This is a genomic window from Glutamicibacter sp. Je.9.36 (assembly GCF_051129975.1).
Taxonomy (GTDB): Bacteria; Actinomycetota; Actinomycetes; order Actinomycetales; family Micrococcaceae; genus Glutamicibacter.
Genome location: NZ_JBCPSN010000001.1, coordinates 369,982 through 391,073, shown reverse-complemented (window position 1 = coordinate 391,073; position 21,092 = coordinate 369,982). Strand labels below are relative to the sequence as shown.

General features: G+C 60.7%; 19 protein-coding genes. 14 read left to right on the top strand and 5 right to left on the bottom strand.

Annotated elements, in window-relative coordinates; genetic code table 11:
* The first annotated feature begins 136 nt into the window (after positions 1-136).
* Positions 137-907, top strand: coding sequence for a lysostaphin resistance A-like protein (locus tag AAZQ98_RS01815; protein WP_434689363.1), 771 nt, complete (start codon positions 137-139; stop codon positions 905-907).
* Between the two features lie 49 nt (positions 908-956).
* Entirely contained in the window at positions 957-2,111 is a 1,155-nt protein-coding gene (locus tag AAZQ98_RS01810) for an MFS transporter (RefSeq protein WP_434689362.1), read from the top strand.
* A gap of 41 nt (positions 2,112-2,152) precedes the next feature.
* Here AAZQ98_RS01810 and AAZQ98_RS01805 read toward each other — a convergent pair whose 3' ends face one another.
* Positions 2,153-2,986, bottom strand: a complete 834-nt coding sequence (locus tag AAZQ98_RS01805; protein WP_434689361.1) for a hydrolase — start codon at positions 2,984-2,986, stop codon at positions 2,153-2,155.
* A 152-nt stretch (positions 2,987-3,138) separates the two neighbouring features.
* Between AAZQ98_RS01805 and AAZQ98_RS01800 the strand changes: the two genes are divergently transcribed.
* Positions 3,139-4,479, top strand: coding sequence for an MATE family efflux transporter (locus AAZQ98_RS01800; protein WP_434689360.1), 1,341 nt, complete (start codon positions 3,139-3,141; stop codon positions 4,477-4,479).
* Between the two features lie 175 nt (positions 4,480-4,654).
* Here the strand turns inward: AAZQ98_RS01800 and AAZQ98_RS01795 are convergent, their stop codons facing one another.
* Both AAZQ98_RS01795 and AAZQ98_RS01790 read right to left on the bottom strand, forming a co-directional pair.
* Positions 4,655-4,789: a hypothetical protein gene (locus AAZQ98_RS01795; protein ID WP_434689358.1), complete on the bottom strand. Its 135-nt coding sequence runs from the start codon at positions 4,787-4,789 to the stop codon at positions 4,655-4,657.
* A gap of 86 nt (positions 4,790-4,875) precedes the next feature.
* Entirely contained in the window at positions 4,876-5,511 is a 636-nt protein-coding gene (locus AAZQ98_RS01790) for a GntR family transcriptional regulator (RefSeq protein ID WP_434689357.1), read from the bottom strand.
* A gap of 130 nt (positions 5,512-5,641) precedes the next feature.
* On the opposite strand from AAZQ98_RS01790, the gene AAZQ98_RS01785 reads away from it, so the two are divergent.
* From AAZQ98_RS01785 to AAZQ98_RS01775, 3 genes are all read left to right on the top strand, one after another.
* Positions 5,642-6,955: an MFS transporter gene (locus AAZQ98_RS01785; RefSeq protein ID WP_434689355.1), complete on the top strand. Its 1,314-nt coding sequence runs from the start codon at positions 5,642-5,644 to the stop codon at positions 6,953-6,955.
* Between the two features lie 34 nt (positions 6,956-6,989).
* Entirely contained in the window at positions 6,990-8,210 is a 1,221-nt protein-coding gene (locus AAZQ98_RS01780) for an alpha-hydroxy acid oxidase (RefSeq protein WP_434689353.1), read from the top strand.
* A gap of 113 nt (positions 8,211-8,323) precedes the next feature.
* A complete protein-coding gene (locus AAZQ98_RS01775) occupies positions 8,324-9,253 on the top strand; it encodes a LysR substrate-binding domain-containing protein (RefSeq protein WP_434689351.1) in 930 nt (309 codons plus the stop codon).
* Positions 9,254-9,257: 4 nt separating this feature from the next.
* Here the strand turns inward: AAZQ98_RS01775 and AAZQ98_RS01770 are convergent, their stop codons facing one another.
* Together AAZQ98_RS01770 and AAZQ98_RS01765 are read right to left on the bottom strand one after the other, a co-directional pair.
* Entirely contained in the window at positions 9,258-9,857 is a 600-nt protein-coding gene (locus AAZQ98_RS01770) for a TetR/AcrR family transcriptional regulator (RefSeq protein WP_434689350.1), read from the bottom strand.
* A gap of 121 nt (positions 9,858-9,978) precedes the next feature.
* Positions 9,979-11,940 (bottom strand): primary-amine oxidase, encoded by a 1,962-nt coding sequence (locus tag AAZQ98_RS01765; RefSeq protein WP_434689348.1) that lies wholly within the window; start codon positions 11,938-11,940, stop codon positions 9,979-9,981.
* A gap of 452 nt (positions 11,941-12,392) precedes the next feature.
* Here AAZQ98_RS01765 and AAZQ98_RS01760 point away from each other — a divergent pair, with 452 nt between their 5' ends.
* From AAZQ98_RS01760 to AAZQ98_RS01725, 8 genes are all read left to right on the top strand, one after another.
* On the top strand, positions 12,393-13,937 hold the full coding sequence (locus AAZQ98_RS01760; protein ID WP_434689346.1) for an APC family permease: 1,545 nt from the start codon (positions 12,393-12,395) through the stop codon (positions 13,935-13,937).
* Positions 13,934-14,419, top strand: coding sequence for a hypothetical protein (locus AAZQ98_RS01755; RefSeq protein WP_434689345.1), 486 nt, complete (start codon positions 13,934-13,936; stop codon positions 14,417-14,419). The genes AAZQ98_RS01760 and AAZQ98_RS01755 overlap by 4 nt, the downstream gene beginning before the upstream one ends.
* 83 nt (positions 14,420-14,502) lie before the next feature.
* Positions 14,503-15,789, top strand: coding sequence for a flavin-containing monooxygenase (locus AAZQ98_RS01750; protein WP_434689344.1), 1,287 nt, complete (start codon positions 14,503-14,505; stop codon positions 15,787-15,789).
* A gap of 30 nt (positions 15,790-15,819) precedes the next feature.
* Complete coding sequence (locus AAZQ98_RS01745) at positions 15,820-16,227, top strand: RidA family protein (RefSeq protein WP_431491711.1); 408 nt, start codon at positions 15,820-15,822, stop codon at positions 16,225-16,227.
* A 9-nt stretch (positions 16,228-16,236) separates the two neighbouring features.
* Positions 16,237-16,908, top strand: coding sequence for a DUF1028 domain-containing protein (locus AAZQ98_RS01740; protein ID WP_434689343.1), 672 nt, complete (start codon positions 16,237-16,239; stop codon positions 16,906-16,908).
* Complete coding sequence (locus AAZQ98_RS01735; RefSeq protein WP_434689341.1) at positions 16,898-18,073, top strand: M20 family metallopeptidase; 1,176 nt, start codon at positions 16,898-16,900, stop codon at positions 18,071-18,073. Before AAZQ98_RS01740 ends, AAZQ98_RS01735 begins: the two co-directional genes overlap by 11 nt.
* The gene (locus AAZQ98_RS01730) at positions 18,070-19,518 is read left to right on the top strand and encodes an aspartate ammonia-lyase (protein ID WP_434689338.1); all 1,449 of its coding nucleotides are present in this window, start codon (positions 18,070-18,072) and stop codon (positions 19,516-19,518) included. The genes AAZQ98_RS01735 and AAZQ98_RS01730 overlap by 4 nt, the downstream gene beginning before the upstream one ends.
* Positions 19,519-19,533: 15 nt before the next feature.
* Positions 19,534-21,033: an aldehyde dehydrogenase gene (locus AAZQ98_RS01725; RefSeq protein WP_434689336.1), complete on the top strand. Its 1,500-nt coding sequence runs from the start codon at positions 19,534-19,536 to the stop codon at positions 21,031-21,033.
* The last annotated feature ends 59 nt before the right edge of the window (positions 21,034-21,092 follow it).

The following is a 21,092-nucleotide window of genomic DNA, read 5'->3' as shown; positions in this document are numbered from 1 at the left end:
ATCTCCGATCCGTCTCATCAGCCCTGGCTAAGGGGTCCAATGCCCATCGCAGCGGGCACAGAAGCCCAAGAAGAACTCGGAGTAATTGGGGCCACGCGTTGGGCGAATCCACATAGAAGGCGATTAGGCTTGTCATATGCAACAACGGCCAGAGTACATGAACCCTTATTTGGCTCCACGGCCCAAGCAACGCGTCTTCAACGCCGGGCAATTCACCAAGGGCGACTTCTGGACAGTTCTTGCCTACCTCGTTTTCTTTGTCGGGGGCGCGGCGGGCCTCATCGGCTTGATCCCTGGCTACATGGATGCCTTCTCCACCCAGGAGCAGGCGCTGTTCGGGATCAACCTGATCCTGTATGTCACCTTCTTCATTCTCGCGATGATGCAGTGCGGCCCGCAGTTCTTCGAGTCGTTCAAGACCATGCGGTACCACCCCTGGGCCAAATGGCTGATGCTGCCCGGAGGCTGGTTCCTGACCATCATGGCCAACGGAATCATCGCCGCCTTGACGGGCCAAGCGGCCACCAGCGAGAACCAGGCGGCCCTGGAATCCATGGCCGGAACGGTGCCGTTGCCGGTCATGCTGGTGGTCACTGCGCTCTTCGGCCCATTCGTCGAGGAATACCTGTTCCGCCATCTGCTCATCGGCAAGCTTTCACGCAAGCTCAACGTCTGGCTTTGCGCACTGATCTCCACGGTGCTGTTCGCCAGCATCCACTTCATTGGCGCGGGCATCGGCTCGTGGCTGGAAGTCGTGCCGTACTTCATGCTGGGCGTCATGATGGGTGTTGCCTACATCCTCAGCGGCAAGTCGCTGGCCTACTCCTACATGCTGCATGTCATTAACAATGCCGTAGCGCTGCTGGTGGTGTACCTGATCTACCCGCTGCTTCCCGCCGGAGCCTAGGCAGTGGCATTTACCGGACTCGAACCGAACACCCCCCGCCTATCGGGGCATGCTGCTGGCGCTTTTTGCCGGCGGCGTCGCCACGTTCTCCCAGCTCTATGCGGTGCAGGGGCTGCTGCCGGTCATCGCCGGCTATTTCCACATCACCTCCTCGCACACGGCACTTGCCGTTTCATCAGCGACCCTGGGTCTGGCGTTGGCCGTTACTCCATGGGCCATCATTTCCGACCGCGTCGGACGCCGCAAGGTCATCAGCATCGCCCTGATCTCCTCGGTTGCCCTGGGACTGCTCAGCTGCCTGTCGCCAAGCTTCGAGTTCCTGGTGGCGATCCGCTTCTTCGAGGGCATCGCCTTGGCAGGTGTCCCCGGCTCTGCACTGGCCTTCCTCGTCGACGAAGTCAATCCGCGAGCCGTGGCCGTGGCCAGCGGCACCTATATCTCCGGCACCACCCTTGGCGGGCTGGCCGGACGCTTGGTCGCCAGCTTTGTCGCAGACCCCGCCGGCTGGCGCTGGGGGATCGCGGCAGTGAGCATCATGGCCGGCCTGGCGACGCTCTTCTTCCTGTTCAAGGCGCCCAGCGCCCAGGGCTTCGACCCCATCCACGGCCAGAACCTGCGCAGCATCGCCAAGAAGTTCGCACATGCATTGCACGGCAAAATGGCACTGGTCTATGCCCAGGGATTCTTGCTCATGGGTGGATTCGTGGCCGTCTACAACTACCTGGCTTTCCGGCTGGAAGCACCGCCGTACCTGATTCCGGCTTCGTGGGCGGCATTGGTCTTCCTGGCTTACCTCTCTGGAACCTACACCTCGGTGGCCAGCAGCAAACTCGTCGCCAAGGCCGGACGGCGAAATACCCTGCGCCTCAGCATTCTCACCAGCGCCCTGGGCCTGCTGCTGACCCTGGCCGGGAACCTGGTCGTGATCATCAGCGGGTTGCTGATCTTCACCGCTGGATTCTTCGCGGCCCACGCGGTCGCCAGCGGGTGGGTGCCGGTGCTGGCCACCGAAGCCAGGGCGCAGGCCTCCAGCCTGTACAACTTGTTCTACTATGTGGGCTCATCACTGCTTGGTTGGCTCATCGGCATCCCCTTCATGCACTACGGCTGGGCCAGCGTCGTGCTGTGCGTTGGCGCGTTGCAGGTGGTTGCCCTGATCCTGGCTTCCTTGCTCTCCAAAAGGGACCCATCCCTCCGCGGATAATTCCTATTCCGCATTCGGAATACTCAACTTTGCGCGGAATATCAGGTCAGATGGTCGAATTCTCCTGATACCCACCTGGCATAGCGTTCCGCAGAGAACTGGACCACCCGGTGGGCATCGGCCTGAATGCAGGCCGCGAAGTTGTTGTAGAGGCGGTCGAACTTCACCGGCTCCAGATCCTTGGCCATGCGCCGCACCACGGCAGCCGAGAGCGGGATGCGGTTGGGGTAGCTGCGCAAGAAGGTCGCATTGCCATCGGCCACGGGGAAAATCGCGTCGCCAGCCAGCAGGACTCCGCGGCCATCGGCTCCTGCTTCCCAAACAGCCGCAGTGCTGCCCGGGAAGTGGCCGCCGAGCTGCATCAGCCTGATCCCGGGCAGCACCTCAAAAGGCTGGGACCAGGTCCTGATGGCGGCTGAGGAATACTGGACCCACTGCGCATCTTTCTCGGCGACAAGGATCGGCGCATTACCCAGCGCCTGGCTGTATTGCTGCTGCACCCCGTACATGTGCGGATGGCTTGCCACAATGGCCGCCAGCTTTCCGCGGCTTTCCAGCCAATCAATGATTTCTCCGGTAATCAGCCCGGGCACGTCGAAGAGCAGGTTGCCCGCGGTGGTCTCCACGAGCAAGGAGCTCTGGCCAATGCTGATTTCGGGCGACGCAATCGCATTGAGCCCCGGTTCCAGGGAAGTGATCGTCAGCTGATGGCCGGCTGCTGCCAGGTCTTCGGTGCGCACCCAGCGCTGGGTTCCGCCCGGAATATACTGGCGTTCGTCGGCGCAGATGGGGCAGGTGCCGGTAGGTTGCGGGCCCGGCGGGAACTCCACGGCGCAACCCGCGCATTGCCAATGGCCAATATGTTCTTGTCCCATGGGAAACCTGTTTTCTGGTGGCGGTGCTGGCTATGCCCTGCTTGCTTCCAAACCTAGTACTCGCTCCGGACGCAGGAAAGAGGACTGCATCGGGAATCCTCTTGCGCGCAAGCAAATGGTGAAAGTCCACTCTGCTTCGTAGAGTTGAGGTTGTGAATCCTTCAACCCCCACCGAATCCCCGCGGAGCTTGGCCCGGCAGATCCTTGCCTTGGCAGTTCCCGCCTTGGGTGCTTTGATCGCCGAGCCGCTGTTCTTGATGGCCGATTCGGCCATCGTGGGCCACCTTGGCGTGGCCGAGCTGGCCGGTGCCGCACTGGGCACCACGGTGCTGCACACTGCGGTCGGGTTGATGATCTTCTTGGCCTATGCCACCACGCCAGCTGTAGCCAGAGCCCTGGGCGCAGGCAACCCCGGCAAGGCCATGGCGGCGGGGCGTGATGGCATGTGGTTTGCCGTAGTCCTCGGGGTGGTGCTGTCGCTGCTCGGATACTTCAGTGCCGATCGGCTTGTGGGCTTGATGGGCGGCGAGGGGGAAACCGCTGGATTCGCCGTCGATTACATCAAGTACTCGATGCCTGGCCTGACCGCGATGCTGCTGGTCCTGGCAGCCACCGGCGTGCTGCGTGGCATGCAGGACACGAAAACACCGTTGATCGTGGCCACTGCTGGCTTCGGATTGAATATCGTCCTGAACTTCGTGCTGGTCTACTGGGCCGATATGTCCGTAGCCGGTGCCGCGCTTGGCACATCGATCGCCCAGTGGATGATGGCGGTGGTGTATTTGTGGATGATCTTGCCAAGAATCCGCAAGCAAGGAATTTCCATGGCGCCGAGCTGGTCCGGGTTCATTTCCACCGGGCAAGTCGGTTCCTGGCTGATGCTGCGCAACCTGAGCATGCGCGCCGCGTTGCTCCTCACGGTTCTTGTCGCCACCAACGCCGGCACCCAGACACTGGCAGCGCACCAGCTGGTCTTCACGATCTTCAGTTTCCTGGCCTTTGCACTGGATGCATTGGCCATTGCGGCCCAGGCCATGATTGGCCAGGAGCTGGGCCGCGGGGATGCAGAGCAGGTCCGCAAGCTCACCGGGATCATGAGCCGCTGGGGCATCTGCTTCGGCGTGGTCACCGGGATCCTGCTGCTTGCCACCTCGTGGGTCTTCCCGATGATCTTCACCCCGGATGAGCAGATCCGCCAGCTGACCACCGTTGGGCTGTGGGTGCTGGCATTGTCCCAGCCGTTGTGCGGTTTAGTGTTCGTGCTGGACGGCGTGCTCATCGGTGCGGGGGATGCCCGCTATCTCGGGTTGGTAGGCGTAGCCAACCTTGTTCTCTACGTGCCGATGCTCTGGGCGGTTCAGGTCTTTGCCAAGGACTCCACGTCAGCGATTCTGTGGATATGGGTCGCTTTCGCTATCGGCTACATGGCGGCTCGCGGCGTGAGCCTGTCCCTGCGTGCCAGGAATAGTGCATGGATGCGGTTGGGCAGCTGAACCCAGGCCGCCAGGCCGCTCGCCACTGATCACCTGGAGCTTCATCGTCTGGGCGGCAATCTCATGGGCGACCGTATGGTCCAGCGAACTGGTGGTGCCCGGCATCCGGATCCGGAGGCAACGACTATTGCGTTGGACTGAGGGTGCGGCCGACACCGGTACGGGTCATTGCCGTTTACCGGATGACGGTCTCGCGTTCGGTGCCTTCGAAGATGTTCTCGCGGACCACGAAGAAGTCCACGTCCCCTGGCTGGCGGAGTTGCGGCAGGCTGCCCCACTGCGCCGGAGAAGAACGTGTCGTGCACGCCAAGCTTCTCACTCCGGTTATCGGGCATCGTCTGCCGGCGAGCACGGAGATGCTGTGTGCCTTACCCGTGATGCACCAATGGTTGGCCGCTAGTGATGGCCCAGCATGGCTCGGCGGATGGATTCCAGATGCAGCGCCATGGCCTCGGTGGCCGCTGAAGGATCCGAATTCTGTATGGCGGCAAAGATCGACTGGTGCTCGGCCAGCTCGTCCGATTGGGACATGTATGGCTGCATGGAGGGCAACACGTAGTGGGCCCGAGCGGTCTGCGTGAAGCAGTTCTCCAGGCTGTCCACAATGCGGGAGTTGCGCGATGCCGCGGCCAGTTCGCTATGGAAGCACTGGGCGGCATGCATGGAGGCAATGGGGTCGGAGACCGCCAGCTTTTGCTGGGCTTCAAGGTGCCCGGCCAGGGAAACTACAAGCGCTGCCGAATGCATGCTGGCTACCTGTCCCGCCACATGCGGTTCGAGCAAGCTGCGCAGTTCCAGGACTTCATAGACATCATTCATGGAGATGGCGCGAACCAGATAGCCCTTCTTGGGCAGCACCTGCAGCAGGCCCTCGCTGGTGAGTTGGCGCAGGGACTCGCGCACCGGGGTCTTGGAGACCTCGAACTCCTGGGCCAGTGCCGGCTCGATGATCAGGCTTCCCGGGGCAAGTTCCCCGCGGTTGATGCGTTCGCGCAAGGTGAGCGTGAGCTGTTCGGAGAGCGAGCTGGCCATGGTTTTCCGATTCCTAAGGGGCGTAACTTGGCGACCTGATCTAGCTATCGCTCTGGGCAACACTCTAGTCTGGGATGAAATATATTTCAGGTATCTTACGGAACACCACTTTATCGCAAGGACTACGACTGTGCCGATCACCCAGAACTCTGCCAGCACGCAGCAAGCGCGCAACCGGCGCCGGGCCCTGTTCGCCTCTGTCTTCGGCACGGCCATCGAATGGTACGACTACGCGCTGTATGGCGCGGCCGCATCGGTGGTGATCGGTCCGCTGTTCTTCGCCGGGGCCGGTGAATCGGCGGCCTCGATCGCGTCCTTTGCGACCTTCGCGGTGGGCTTCGTGGCCCGCCCGCTGGGCGGTGTGCTCATCGGCCACCTGGGGGACCGGTTCGGGCGCCGCCCGGCCATGCTGCTCTCGGTCATCCTGATGGGCATCGCCACCGTGGGCATCGGCCTGCTGCCGACCGCGCAGACCTGGGGCGTGTGGTCCGTGGGCCTGCTGGTGCTGCTGCGCCTGATCCAGGGATTCGGCGCTGGCGCGGAACTGACCGGTGCCATGACGCTGGTGGCCGAATACGTGGAGCCGAGAAAACGCGGGTTCTACACCTCGCTGGTGCTCTCCACCCCGCCGCTGGGCATTGCGCTGGCCACCGTGTGCTTCTTCCTGGTCTCGCTGGCCGGTGACGAAGTACTGCTCGGGTGGGCCTGGCGCATCCCATTCCTGGTCTCGGCACTGCTGTTCGTCGTGGCCATCTACATCCGCAACAAGCTGGAAGAGACCCCGGACTATGCCGCCGCCATGGCCTCGGCCCGTGCCGAGCAGCAGCAGGCCAAGCTCCCCATCGTGCAGGTTTTCGCCGCGCACTGGCGCCGCGTGGCCCTGGGCTTCCTGGCCATCACCGGGCACAACGCGGTGAACTACATCCTTGCGGTCTTCGCGCTGAGCCTGATGGTCACCAGCGGCATGGAACGCAGCCATGCGCTGCTGGCGGTCACCTTAGGCTCCCTGGTCTCCGTATTGCTCACGCCGGTGGGCGGCTGGCTAGCCGACCGGTTCGGCGCCTCCAAGGTGCTGGCGGCAGGAAATATCTCCGGCTTGGTCCTCGCTTTCCCGATCTTCGCACTGATCTCCACCGGCGAGTTCGTCCTCGGGTTCCTGGGCATCGCCGCCGGCTACGCGCTGGTGATCCCGTGCACTTCCGGTGCCCAAGGGGCCTTCCTCACCGAGCTGTTCCCCGTCTCGGTGCGCTTCTCGGGGATTGCCATCGCGCGCGAACTGAACGGCGCCATCGTCGCTGGGCTCTCACCGCTGATTGCCGCCGCGCTCTTGCAAGCGGGCAACGGCTCCATCGCGATGCCAGCGGGATACCTGGCGTTGTGCTGCCTGTCCTCGGCCATTGCAATCTTCATCGGCACCCGCGCAAGCTCGCGCACCCTGTACTAGACCGGCAATTTCCACCGAAGTAAAGGAACAATCCATGGGTAATCTCAAGCGCCAACTGCCCGACGTGGCCGAACTGGTCAGCCTGATGAAGTTCAAGCTCCCCTCCACTAGCCCTCGCGCCGCCCGGCTGGCCGGTGCCGCCGACATCTGGGATCTGCGCAAGATCGCCAAGCGCCGCACGCCCGCCGCGGCCTTCGACTATGTAGATGGCGCTGCCGGGCGAGAAATCACCGCGACCCGCGCCCGCGCGGTGTTCGACAGCGTTGAGCTGTTGCCGCGAATCCTGCACGGAACCGCGCAGTCGGATCTTTCCACCACCATTGCCGGTGCCCCATCGGCATTGCCCTTCGGCATCGCCCCCACCGGTTTCACCCGCTTCATGCACTCCGAGGGCGAAATCGGCGGCTCGCGGGCTGCCCAGAAAGCAGGGATTCCCTTCAGCCTGTCCACCATGGGCACCCGATCCATCGAGGAGGTCGCCGAGGCAGCACCCGAGGGCCGCAAATGGTTCCAGCTCTATCTGTGGAAGGACCGGGAGAAGTCCAGGGCGCTGGTGGAACGTGCTGCTGCAGCGGGCTATGACACCTTGCTGGTCACCGTGGACACCCCGGTGGCCGGCCAGCGCCACCGCGATACCCGCAACGGCATGAAGATCCCGCCGGAATTGACCGTGAAGACCGTGCTCGACGCGTCGTACCGACCCGAATGGTGGTACAACTTCCTGACCACCGATTCGCTGAAGTTCGCATCATTGTCGGATACGTCGGCAGACCTGCCGACGATCATCAACTCCATGTTCGATTCCTCCTTGGACTTCGAGGATCTGAAATGGATCCGCGAGCTGTGGAAGGGCAAGCTTTTCGTCAAGGGCGTGCTCACCAGCGAAGACGCTGCCAAGGCACAGGCCGCCGGTGCTGACGGACTGGTGGTCTCCAATCATGGCGGCCGGCAGCTGGACCGCGCGCCGATCGCCTTCGAGGCCTTGGGCGAAGTGCGTGCCGAAGTCGGTGAGGACATGGAAATCATCATGGATTCGGGCATCATGTCCGGTGCGGACATTGTCGCCGCGCTGTGTGCCGGAGCGGACTTCGTGCTGATTGGCCGTGCCTACCTCTACGGCTTGATGGCTGGGGGAGAGGAAGGTGTCAGCCGTGCCATCGAATTGCTGGCCAAGGAAGTGGAAGTGACTATGCAGCTGATGGGCGCGGCGAGCATCGGGGATCTGGACCAGTCGCTGATTCGCCGCCGGCTCTAGAAGGGAAAAGCTTGAGCAACTAGACATATCGCATGGAAAGTATCAACGGATTATTAGATGGTAATTGCTAAATTTCATCGCTATTCCTGATCTAGGACTTCTATACTGGCCGTATGGATATCACGTTGACGCAGCTGAGGTACTTTAGCGAAGCAGCGGCACAGCTGTCGATGACAGGCGCCGCTGAACGGCTGAAGGTCGCTCAGTCAGCCGTATCGAGTGCTGTGGCACAGCTAGAAAAACAGCTCGGTTCCCAGCTGTTTATCCGCCAGCGTGCCAAGGGGCTATTGCTGACCCAATCGGGGGAGCTCTTCCTGAAGGACGCCAATGCGGTGCTCGCACATCTTGAAGAGATCGTAGAGAACGCAAAGGGCGACCAATCCAGAGTTTCCGGAGTGGTGCGACTGGCCTGCTTCAGCACATTGGCACCGTTTCATATCCCAGAACTGGTAAGTCGGCTCAAAGCCGAGCATCCCGAACTTGTGCTTGAGGTTTTGGAAGCAGATGCAGCTGGCTGTGCGAGGGCTTTGAGCGAGGGGCAGGCTGATCTGGCTCTCTGTTACGATCTGGGGCTGCCGGAAAATGTAGCGATGAATACCGTCAGCAGCGCTAGACCTTATATTGCCCTGCCCATGGAGCATGAGCTGGCTGGTGCGAAAGCCCTAAAGCTGCAGCAGCTGAGCGATGAGCCTTTCATCTTGCTGGACATGCCGCATTCCAGGGAACTGATGCTCTCGATTCTCCGGAATGCAGGTGTGGAGCCAAAAGTTCGATACCAATCAGCGAGCTATGAAACTGTGCGAACTTTCGTAGCGCACTCGCACGGCTACTCGATTCTCCACCAGCGGCCAACGCATTCGTCGACTTACGACGGCAATCAGGTAGCCATTGTGGAGATTGCAGACAAGGTTCCGGAATTGCGCACGGTCCTTGCCTACCTTCGTTCGCAACGACCTACCGGGAGAATGCGCGCGGTGGCCGAAGCCGTTCACGCGCAGGTCGCGGAACAGGCTACGATCTCCCTTGCCAAAATCACGCAGTAATCCGCTAGTTCGATGACCGATAGCGGTCAATCATTTTCTTGAGCAGATGCCGTTGGTGAGAGGACGTGACTTCTGCCGGATCCAGCATCGAGGTGATGTGCAAGCCCATCATGGTATTTATCAGCTCGCTGCGAGCATGACTCAAATTCAAATTACGGGGCACTTCACCAAGGGTCTTAGCTGCGTTCAGGCACTGCATGATCTGAACCTTCCAGCCGTTGAGAGCTGCCGCTCCAATTCTTCGCAATGCCTCATCGGTCTGGGCCCTTTGCCAAAAGGCAATGGCAACGCGGGCTTCGTTTGTGGTGATTTCATCGGCGGGGATGATCTCAAAGCACAGTGCCAACAGGGCATCCAGTCCTTGGCGGGATTTCAGGACCCGCGCGATGCGTTGGTCGGTATGCTGGCAGATCAGCTCGTAAGCCGCGAGCAGCAGCTCGTTCTTGTTTGCGAAGTAGTGGGAAATAATTCCAGGCGTGGCGTAGCCGCATTCGCTGGCGATGTCGCGCATCGTCGCGTTGTCGATCCCTCTCGTGGCAATGATGTTCCATGTGGTGCGGATTATTGCCGCACGGCGTTCTTCATGGTCGACAAGGCGGGGCATGGTTACGCAGCTTTCCGGCGGTAAAGGCCATTCGCAGATGGCTCTGTGGAAAAGGACAGGTGCTGGGACCTTGAAGGCCCCACCACCTGACTATCCTTGCATGTTCGAAGGTACGCGTGAGCTACGCTCCGCAATGCCCGCCTGAGCCGGGGGCATCGGTGGCACAGTGCGAGCCAGCCGAGGACGGGATATTGAGCATCGGGTTCTCATTGAAGAACCCGTGCGGCTTCAGCGAGAAACCTACGGTATCCACCGGCATAATCGGCCAGTCCTCGGGACGTGGGAAGTGAGTCAGACCGAAGGAATGCCACAGGACGATGTCTTGCCCGTCGATATCCCTGTCTGCTTCCACGAATGCAGGCAGGCCAGCACCACCGGGATTGCGGTTGACCAGGTCGCCGGCGGCATAGAGCTCGCCTTCGGCGAAGCGCGTGACCCATAAGTCATGGCGCGTGAAAGCAGCTCGGGCGGCGATGGACGAGTTATCCGCCATGGCCAGGGTTGGGTTGTTCTGCGGGTACAGGGTGTAGCCCACCGGCTCGCCTACTTGGTTCAGCGAATTGGGGTTGCTCACCTGCCAGATGCGACCGGCTGCGGCGTTGGCATCGCGCACCGCCTGCTTCTCATGACCCAAGCGCAACCGGCTCTGTGTGAACGCGTTGCCATGCGGATTCTCCGAGGATTTGGGCAGGCGGACTACGTCCAGCTCATCGACGGCGTTCGTGTGCCCATCGAGCATCATGTCCAATCGAGCTCCGAACAAATGCTGGTGGTATGGGGCAGCCAGGCCCGGAGCGATTTCCGAAGCATATTTGTATCCCTTGTGCGGCAACGCTGCGGTGAATACGATTCCGGTGGCCTTAGCTTCAAATTCTATGGTTCCATCCAGGTAGAGGTACCAGTAGAAGCCGTAGTCGTAGTTGCCCACGGTGGTGAAGAAGGACACGACAAGTCGGCGATTGCGGCGCACCTCGTTTGACCCGGCCCATTCATCGGTGTGCTTCCAGCCTATGCCAGCGTCTTCCTCGTGGATGCAGATGCCGTTCTCGATGACTCGTGCGTTGCCGAAGTCATCGGCAACCACGGGGGACATGTAGTGGATTTCGCCTAGGCAGTCACAACCTAGCTTCAGCGAGTTCGCATCGCGGCCCACCAGGTATTCGCCGGTGTCGAAATAGTTCTGCCAGCTGCGGTAGGGTGCCGGGTCGCCGTAGGGGACAACCATTTCCGAAATGGAAGCCCGGTGGATCAGCGAACGGCGTCTCTGATTCTGCGTGTGGTGGATTTGGTGCAGGACCAAGCCCTCGCGGGCGTCGAATCCTACGCGCAGATCCCAGCCGAGCCACGAGAGATGGTTGCCCTCGAGCGTGAAGCTGGCGCCTTCCGGCTGGGTGATCTCGATGGGTTTCATATCATCACGGAGCTCGCCGGACACGGCAGAATCAGTGTAATTTCCATTGATTTCGGGGACGGGAACCGGGCCGTCATCGATGAGCCTGTCCACTCGGCGGTTCTCCAGGTCGACGAAGGCGACGAGCCGGTCGATTGGGTGCGCCCAAGCATGGTCCTCTGGGGAGTTCTGCACGAATCCAAGACCGCGCAGCAGGCGCTTCCCCTCTTCGTTCTCGTAGTCGAAGACTCCGGCGGACAGCGGCGCGACGCGAACTTGGGACGGCGTCAATCCGCGGCTGGCCAGAGCGTTGATCCATCCTTCGTCGGCGGCCAAGATTTCTTCTACGGTATCGAATTCCTCCAGCAGAACCGGGACTTGTCCATCGAATTCTGGATCGATGTCCCGCTGGGACTCGATCTCCCCGCTGGTCAGAGACAGGATGATATCCGCTGACCAGGATTTGCTCGGGTCATAGAGCATTACACGGATCTTGCGGGGAATCTCCATCTCGGTTGCTGAATACAACAGGTCCTTAGGGGGATCGAGAAGCCCCAGATAGGCGAAGCGGGTGGTGTCCGCTATGAGCCCGGCGCTATCCAGGAGGCGTCGGGCGAGCTCGATTTCCTCGGAGGTAATCTGCTCCAGCGGGTGAGCAGTGCCCACTGCGGTGGTGGAATCCTGAGTTGTCATCGATATCTCCTATTGCTTTGGTGGAACAGTTGTTCAAAAACAATATCGATTGTGACAGAGGCCATGGTCAAAGGTAAAGAGTTTCGCGAAAGGAATTTCCGACCTCCCTCGCGGCGGGTCTTTGTCAAACTCGCTTCCAGCCCCTGAGTTTCGGTGGTTGGCAAATGTAATGACTGTAGCTGCGGGTTGTTTGCGAGAGTGTCGAGTTCCCACGGGAGTGGGGTATCTAAATCTGGGAATCCGATTCGAATCATCGAATTATATTTATTTACTTGATTCAAATGCGGCCTTAGCCTTAATTCATGTGATGCGGAGCACTTCTTGGATTGGATAGTGCCACAGCGTTGCCGCTAATTGCTCTGGGATTCCCCGCGCGGCCGGATTCCAGAGCACCACAGTTCCTGCTGGCACGAGCGTGCCCCGCAGGCAAGCAAGGGCAAAGGGACATAGACATGCATAACGACGCGTCATCAACACAACTAGCCCAGGATCAAACACAGCACCTGCAAAAGAGCCTTGGGCGCCTGGATATCCTGCTCCTGGTAGTCGCCGCAGTAGTCTCCATCGAGATTCTCGGCTCCGTCTCCGGTTTTGGCGCGGAGACGTTCACCTGGACCTTCATCCTGGCTATTACCTTCATGATTCCCTATGGCCTGATCTTCGCCGAAACTGGTGGGACGTTCACCGAGGAGGGTGGAGTCTACGTCTGGACCAGGATGGCTTTCGGCCGTGTCGTTGCTGCTATTGCCGCGCTGCTCACATGGGTGACCCAGCCAGTATGGGTTGGCGGGGCAATGGCTTTCGTGGCCGTCGAGACTTGGTCGGAGTATGTCTCCGCCATCGAAGCCGGGTCGGTGTGGGATTACCTGTTCAAGCTAGCTTTCATTTGGATCACCGTGACTTCCGCGATTATCAGCCTTAAGCACGGAAAGTGGCTCCCTTCGCTCGGTGCCATTCTCAAGCTGGCCTTCCTCGTATTTTTCCTTGTCGTCACATTGATCTACGGTTTCGTCAACGGTTTTAATGGATTGTCTTTCGGGGATTTCAGCCCGACATTAGGCGGATTCCTCGGCTTGACTCCGCTACTGCTGTTCTCCTTTCTCGGCTTCGAATCCGGTAACAGCGCCGCCGGGGAGATGAAGAATCCTGCCAAGGACGTGCCCATCTCGATTGCGCGCACCTCGATCCTCGCTGCTTGCAGCTACCTGTTGCCGGTGCTTGCAATTCTGCTCGTCGTTCCGCTGGACCAGATTACCGGTATCGGAGGATTGTTCGGAGCAGTGGAGCAAGTCTTCTCCATCTTCGGTGCTGGTGCACCTGCCATGCTGGCAATTGCCGCTGTGGTGTTCTGCTTCGTATTAGTCTCACAAGGCGGTGCATGGATGATCATCTCAGACCGAATGCAGGCCATGGCTGCAGCAGATGGCTCATTTTTCGGAGGGTATTTCGGCCGCTTCAACCCAAAGCTGGGCACGCCGATGCGAGTTAATACCCTCTCCGGGGTAGTGGCGACGGTCTTCATGCTGGTAGCCATGCAGCTCAGCGGTTCCAGCGGAGCGATCTTCGGCATCGTGCTGACCATCTCGATTTCCACGTTCCTGCTCAGCTACCTCATTGCCATCCCAGCGGCAGTCCGGTTGCGCACCAAATTCTCCGAGGTGCCGCGGCCCTTCCGGGTGCCGGTATCAGATCCCATTTTCAAGGTGTTGGGCGGCATTTGCTTCGCTTGGATCCTGCTCGGGTCTTGGGTGGCCTTGTTCCCTGGGACGCTCGAGGCAGTCTTCGCTGTTGAATACGACTTCGAGGGAATCTGGGGCGTGTCCCAGCTGGAGTACGAGCTCTTTGCCTTGGGCACGCTGGCGGTCATTCTCGCACTGGGTATTGCGGGCTATCTTCGCGGCGGCAAGGTCCGCCGGGCCGGCAATACTGCTATCGATGATAAGGCGCCAACAATCGTCCAGGGGCAGCTCGGCCAGGAACAGGGCGTGCGCCCATGAATATCGGGGCTTCGGGCAATGATCGGGGGACGGCCGAATATTGGGCCAGGGGGACCATTTCATCGCTGGCCCTCGTCTCTGCCGCGGCGCATTTTGCCTTGGCGGCGCGCTCGGATGGATCCATGAAGCTGTTCATGATCGCCGGCGGGTTGCTTTGCTTCTGGTGCTCGGTGCACCCCTTGCTATCCAAATGCCGATTGCGGCAGAAAGCCTTATGGTCCATCGGAGCATCCGGGGCTAGCGCAATAGTGCACATGGGATTCATTACTGCTCATGCGCAGACTGGAGGGCACCAGCACGGTGGCGGGCCGCTGCCTGCCGCGGCTGGCGGGCATGAGGAGTTGATGCTGGGCATGGTTGCCTTCGAATTGACGCTCGTTATCTGCCTGAGCGTCCTGGCCCGTTTCCTGCCAGACCCATCGGAGAGCGAGGACCGTCAAGGCACTGTATCTGTATCTAATTCTCAGATTTATATGCACTAAAAGAACTTCTTTACAGATTTGTTTTGCATCGGCAATTCTGGAATCAACACCAATCGACAGCTTTCCCTGGACGGAGAAGAATAATGCAGGAATCCCACACAGATGTTCTCGTGGTCGGCGGCGGCCAAGCCGGCATTGCGATGAGCGAGCACCTAGGACAGCGCGGCATCAAGCACCTCGTGATCGAGCGGGACCGTATTGCCGAGCGCTGGCGCACCGGACGGTGGGACTCGCTGGTCGCCAATGGCCCAGCCTGGCACGACCGCTTCCCGAATCTGGAGTTCAACGGCATCGAGCCTGAGGCCTTCGCCACCAAGGACCAGGTTGCCGAGTATTTCGAGCAGTACGTCTCCAAGCTTGGCGCCCCCGTCCGCACTGGCGTTGAAGTCACGAAGGTGACGCGCAACGAAGGTCGCCGCGGCTTCACCGTGCAAACCAGCGAAGGCGCCATCCAGGCCAATTACGTGGTTGCGGCCACCGGCCCATTCCAGAAGCCGGTCATCCCTCGGATCATTCCGGAAAGCAACCCTGTTAATCAGATCCACTCAAGTGCCTACCGTAATCCGCAGCAGCTGTCCCAGGGAAATGTCCTGGTGGTCGGCGCCGGTTCCTCGGGCGTGCAGATTGCCCAAGAACTGCGCGCGTCCGGACGCCAGGTCTACCTCGCAGTGGGACCGCATGACCGTCCGCCGCGGCGCTACCGGGGCCAGGATTTCTGCTGGTGGCTAGGAGTGCTGAATAAATGGGAGATGTCTGCGCCGCCCCAAGGTGCTGAGCACGTCACCATCGCAGTCAGCGGCGCCAACGGTGGACAGACTGTCAACTTCCGAACTCTCGGCCACCAGGGCATCACCCTGGTTGGACGGGCCACGACCTACAGCGACGGTGTGCTGCGCTTCGACCCGGATCTCGCTGCGAATGTAGCCAGTGGCGATGAGAACTACCTGTCCCTCCTGGACGAGGCAGACGCTTATATCGAGCGCAACGGGCTGGATTTTCCACTCGAACCCGAAGCCCGGGACCTGGGTGAACTGCCCGAATGCATCACCGATCCGCTGGTCGAACTCGACCTGCAGGCCGCTGGTGTCAGCACCATCGTGTGGGCCACCGGATTCACTGTGGACTACAGCTGGCTGGAAGCAGACACCTTCGATGAGCGTGGCCGGCCCAAGCACCAGAAAGGCGTCTCGGAAGAGCCGGGAGTGTATTTCCTCGGTCTGCCATGGCAGTCCCGCCGAGGATCCAGCTTCATCTGGGGTGTGTGGCACGACGCGCAGTACATCGCCGATCAGATCAGCATCCAGCGCTCCTACGCCGAGCACCTGCCGATGGACTCCTCCCTCGGGCTTTCCGCTACGGCCCTGGCCTGAACACCCCCGCAAATCCAAGGAACGAATCACATGAACCACACCCGCATCCGCACGTTTAACACCAAGGACACCTACCCTGAGCAGAATCTGGACAACGACTTGTGCCAGGCAGTTGTCGCCAACGGCGTGGTCTACTTGCGCGGCCAGATCGGACAGGACCTCGATACCAGGGAATCGGTGGGCATCGGCGATGTCGAGGCGCAAGCCGAAAAGGCCATGGCGAACATCGACATGCTGCTCAAGGAAGCTGGCAGCAGCCTCGAAGACATCGTTAAAGTGACGGTTTACCTCATTGACCCCCGCTACCGCGAGGCCGTCTACCGGACCATGGGCAAATGGCTCAAGGGCGTCTATCCGGTGTCCACGGGGCTGGTCGTCCAGGCTTTGGCACGCCCCGAATGGCTTGTCGAAATCGACGCAACCGCCGTTATCTCATAAGGAGGAACAATGACTTTCAGCGTAATCGGCACCGACGGCAACGGCCGTTTCGGATTGGCAGTTTCCTCGTCATCGCCGGCTGTTGCGGCCCGATGCACGCACTTGCGAGACAACGTCGGGGCGGTAAGCTCGCAGAACATCACAGACCCACGGCTGGGGCCCAGGATCCTGGACCTGATGCAATACGGGGCATCAGCCCAGCAGGCGCTGGATACGGCTTTGGAGGGCTACCGGTACGCACCGTTCCGGCAAATAACTGTTCTGGATGCCAGCGGTGGCAATGCGCTTTTCCAAGGCGAACAAACCTTGGGAATCCACGGAGGCTACGCTCAGGAGAACTGCATAGCGGCAGGCAACATGTTGGCCAGCGGCCAGGTGCCGCAAGCCGTGGCGCGGGGATTCATCGCGGCCGAAGGCCAGCTGGAAGAACGCTTGCTGGCAGCTTTGCAAGCCGGGGTGGCCGCCGGAGGCGAAGCCGGACCCGTTCACTCGGCAGGTTTGGCTGTTGTATCGGGCCATGGTTGGCGCGATACCGATCTGCGCGTGGACTGGCACGATAACCCCGTTGCCGAGTTGGAAAGGCTCCTGGGAGTATGGCTGCCACAGCGCGACGACTATGTGCAGCGAGCCCTGGAGCCAGCGGCCTCGGCGGGATACGGGGTGCCCGGCGATGAGCGCTGAACCACTATTTCAGACCGGATCGCTGGCGCAACTGCGGCAGCGAACCGCAACCGCTGCGGAATCGCTCCAGGACGAGCTCATTGCCTTCTCCGAGTTGCTTCATGCCAATCCCGAGCTGGGATGGGATGAACACCGAGCCGCTGAATGGACTGCGCAGTTGCTGGAAAAGCACGGTTTCAGCGTCGAACGAGGCTATCTGGGTCTGCCCACCGCGCTGCACGCAGTTTACGGCAGCGGGCCTCGCCGTGTTGGTCTGATGGCTGAATACGATGCCCTGCCCGGACTAGGCCATGCCTGCGGTCACAACATCATCTCGGCAATGTCCTGCGGGGCGGCGATCGCGCTGGCAGGCATTGCCGAGGATGCGGGGCTGTCCGTCGAACTATATGGAACGCCGGCCGAGGAAGGCGGAGGCGGCAAGATCGAGCTGCTGAACCGAGGAGCCTTCAATGGCCTCGATCTGGCATTGATGGCGCATCCGGCTCCAGTAGACAGTGCGGAAGCCAATCCTTATGCGGTAGGGCACCACCACGTGGAATACCGGGGAAAGGCAGCACACGCCGCCGCCTACCCGGAACAAGGGGTCAACGCCAACGATGCCTTCATCGTCGCGCAAGTTGCCCTGGGGCTCATGCGACAGCAACTCCCGTCCGGGACCCGCGTCCATGGCATCCAGACCAACGGGGGACAAGCTCCCAACGCAATTCCCGGGAAGACCGAAGGCCGCTGGTACGTTCGTGCCCAGACTCTTGCCGAATTGGAGAAGCTGGAATCGCGGGTCAAGGATTGCTTCGAAGCTGGTGCCCTGGCAACTGGCTGCGAGCTGGAACTGACCCCTGAGTCGGAACCGTATTCTGAATTCCGCACGGATCTGCGCGCACTGGGCATCTACCAGCGCCACGCGGAGTCTCTGGGTCGGCGATTCGATGCACCCGCTGAACAGGCCACCATGAACCGAGCCTCGACAGACATGGGCAACGTGTCGCAGGTCGTTCCGGCAATTCACCCCTATATCGGATTGGATTGCTACCCGGTATCAAATCATCAACCGGAATTCGAGGCATATTGCATCGGGGAGGCCGCCAACCGCGCGATCCATGATGGCTCGATTTCACTGGCATTGACCAGCCTGGACTATCTGGCATTGCAAGGAGACGAGTCATGAACCCAGCAACTGAGTCTTGGCGTGCCGAAAGAGATTCGCTGGGCATCTGCCTAGTGCCAGCGCAAGCCTATTACGGCATCAGCACCCAGCGGGCCATGGACAACTTCCCGGTTAGCGGGAGGAATATCGGCAGCCAGCGTAATTTGATCTGGGCTTTTGGCGCAATCAAGCGTGCCGCGGCCCGGGCCAATGCACTGCAGGGAGTTATAGATCAAGGCAAGGCCAACGCCATCGATCAGGCCGCATCCGAGGTAATGGACGGGCGGCTGGATGAGCACTTCGTCGTGGACCGGATCCAAGGAGGCGCAGGTACGAGTACCAACATGAATGTTAACGAGGTCATTGCCAATCGGGCTCTAGAAATCATGGGGTTCGGCAAAGGCGACTATGCCCGGTTGGACCCGATCGACGACGTCAATCGCAGCCAGAGCACTAACGACACCTATCCGACGGCCGCCAAACTCGCCCTTCACGTGGAGCTGGTGGAGCTGTGCCGCGAGCATCAGCTGCTGGAGCAATCCTTTCGCGCCAAGTCCGGAGAATTCGACGGGATCCTTAAAGTGGGGCGCACTCAGCTGCAAGACGCGGTACCGATGACGTTGGGGCAGGAATTCGGCGCATTTGCCGACACCATAGCCGAGGACCGGCAGCGCATGCTGGAGCTGCTGGTCCACTTGAAGGAAATCAACCTTGGTGCGACAGCTATTGGCACGGGAATCACTGCTACCGGCGGCTATCGCCACGAGGCGGTCAAACAGCTGGCGCAGCTGACAGGAATCGAGGTCTCCAGCGCTGAGAATCTGGTCGAAGCGACCAGTGACACCGGGGTCTTCATGCTCGTTTCCGGCGTGGTCAAGCGTTCTGCCATCAAACTGTCCAAGATCTGCAATGACCTGCGGTTGCTGTCTTCCGGGCCGCAGTCAGGATTTAACGAAATCAAGCTGCCCGCCGTGCAGGCAGGGTCCTCGATCATGCCCGGCAAGGTCAACCCAGTGATTCCGGAAATGGTCAACCAGGTGGCCTTCCGGATCGCCGGGGCAGACACCACAGTCACTATGGCAGCTGAAGCTGGACAGCTGCAGCTCAACGCCTTTGAGCCGGTCATGGTCGACGCGCTGATGGAGTCCATCCAGTGGCTCGGATCGGCCTGCCGGTTACTGCGCCAGCGCTGCGTCGTGGGGATCGAAGCCAACGAAGTGCTGCTGGCCCGCCGCATGGCTGAATCTCTGAGCGTGGTCACTGCACTGACCCCGCTGCTGGGCTATGCCAGCTCTGCGAGCCTGGCTAAGGAAGCCCTGGAAGAGGGCAAGAACCTCATCCAGCTGATCGCCGAGCGCAAGCTGCTTGATCCGGAAGAACTCGAACAGGCGCTTAATCCGGACCGGCTCACCGGCTCCGGGGTGCGTGGCCCCCTCGAAAATCCGGCACCCGCCAACCACTACTGAGCGATGGAGAAAATCATGACCAAAGAATCGACTGGCACGTCCTGGCGCGAACTCGCAGGTTCGCTGCGCCTTGACGGGCGGGCACTGATCGACGGGCAACGCCGGGATGCTGAGAACGGCGCTACTTTCGCCAGCATCAGCCCAATCGATGGACGGCACCTCGCAGATATCGCGAGCTGCTCTGCCTCCGATGTGGATGCGGCTGTTGCCTCGGCCCGGTCGGCATTCGCAGACGGCCGCTGGAGCGGATTGGGGGCAGAATCGCGCAAGCGCATTCTGCTGCAGCTGGCAGAACTTATGGAAGCCCATGGGGCAGAACTGGCATTGCTGGACAGTCTTGAAATGGGCAAACCCATCGCGCAATCCAGCACGGTGGATGTTCCTGGAAGCGTCGAGACCTTCCGCTGGTACGCCGAATTGGTGGACAAGCTGTCCGATGAAGTCCCTTCCACCCCACCGGGATCCACGGCGTTGGTGAGTCGCGTACCGTTGGGTGTCATTGCTGCGATTACGCCGTGGAACTATCCGTTGGAGATTGCCTGCTGGAAGCTCGCGCCGGCGTTGGCCGCGGGGAACAGTGTCGTGCTCAAACCGGCGGGCCAGTCTTCGCTATCTGCGCTGCTCCTTGGAGAATTGGCTATCGAAGCAGGTGTGCCAGCGGGGGTGCTGAACGTCGTGCCCGGCACAGGCAGGATTGCCGGGGAAGGCCTTGCGCGCCACCTGGGTGTGGATGCTTTGGCATTTACCGGATCGACTGCTGTGGCCAAGCGCCTGTTGGAATGTTCTGGCCAGTCGAATATGAAGCAGCTGGGTCTGGAAGCCGGAGGGAAAAGCGCTAACCTGATCTTCGATGATGTAGAGGACCTGGATACTGCTGCGGCGAAGGCGGCCTTCGGGGCCTTTTACAACCAAGGCGAGGTTTGCTCGGCGAACTCGCGGATCCTGGTGCAACGCGGGGTCGCGGAGCAGTTCCTTGAGGCCCTAGTCAAGCACAGCGCCGACTATCTACCCGGCGATCCCCTGGACCCGGAGAATCCCGGGTGCGGTGCGCTGGTCAATAGTGGACATGCCGATCAGGTGGAACAGGCGATCGGTGCCGGTCGTGCAGCCGGAACGGTGCTCGCGGGCGGGCGGAGGCTGACGTTGAACGGTTCGGATGCCTACATCGAGCCGACCGTCATCACCGGGCTGCCTGAAGACCACCCGCTGCACCGAACCGAGATCTTTGGTCCAGTCGCTACCGTGACGGTTTTCGACACAGAAGATGAAGCAGTATCGCTGGCTAATGGCACGGACTACGGTTTGGCAGCATCGTTGTGGACAGCCAGCCTTTCCCGTGCACATCGGGTCTCATCCCGACTGGTGGCGGGCACCGTCTCGGTCAACACCGTTGACGCCCTGAGCCTGGCCACGCCGTTTGGCGGTTTCAAGCAGTCTGGATTTGGGCGTGATCTGTCCGTCCATGCGCTGGAAAATTATACGGGCTTGAAGACGACCTGGATTCAGCATGGCTAGCTGCCGTTGACGGACGGAATGCCGCTGTATGCTAGCGGGCACCTCGGGTCCATGCTCGG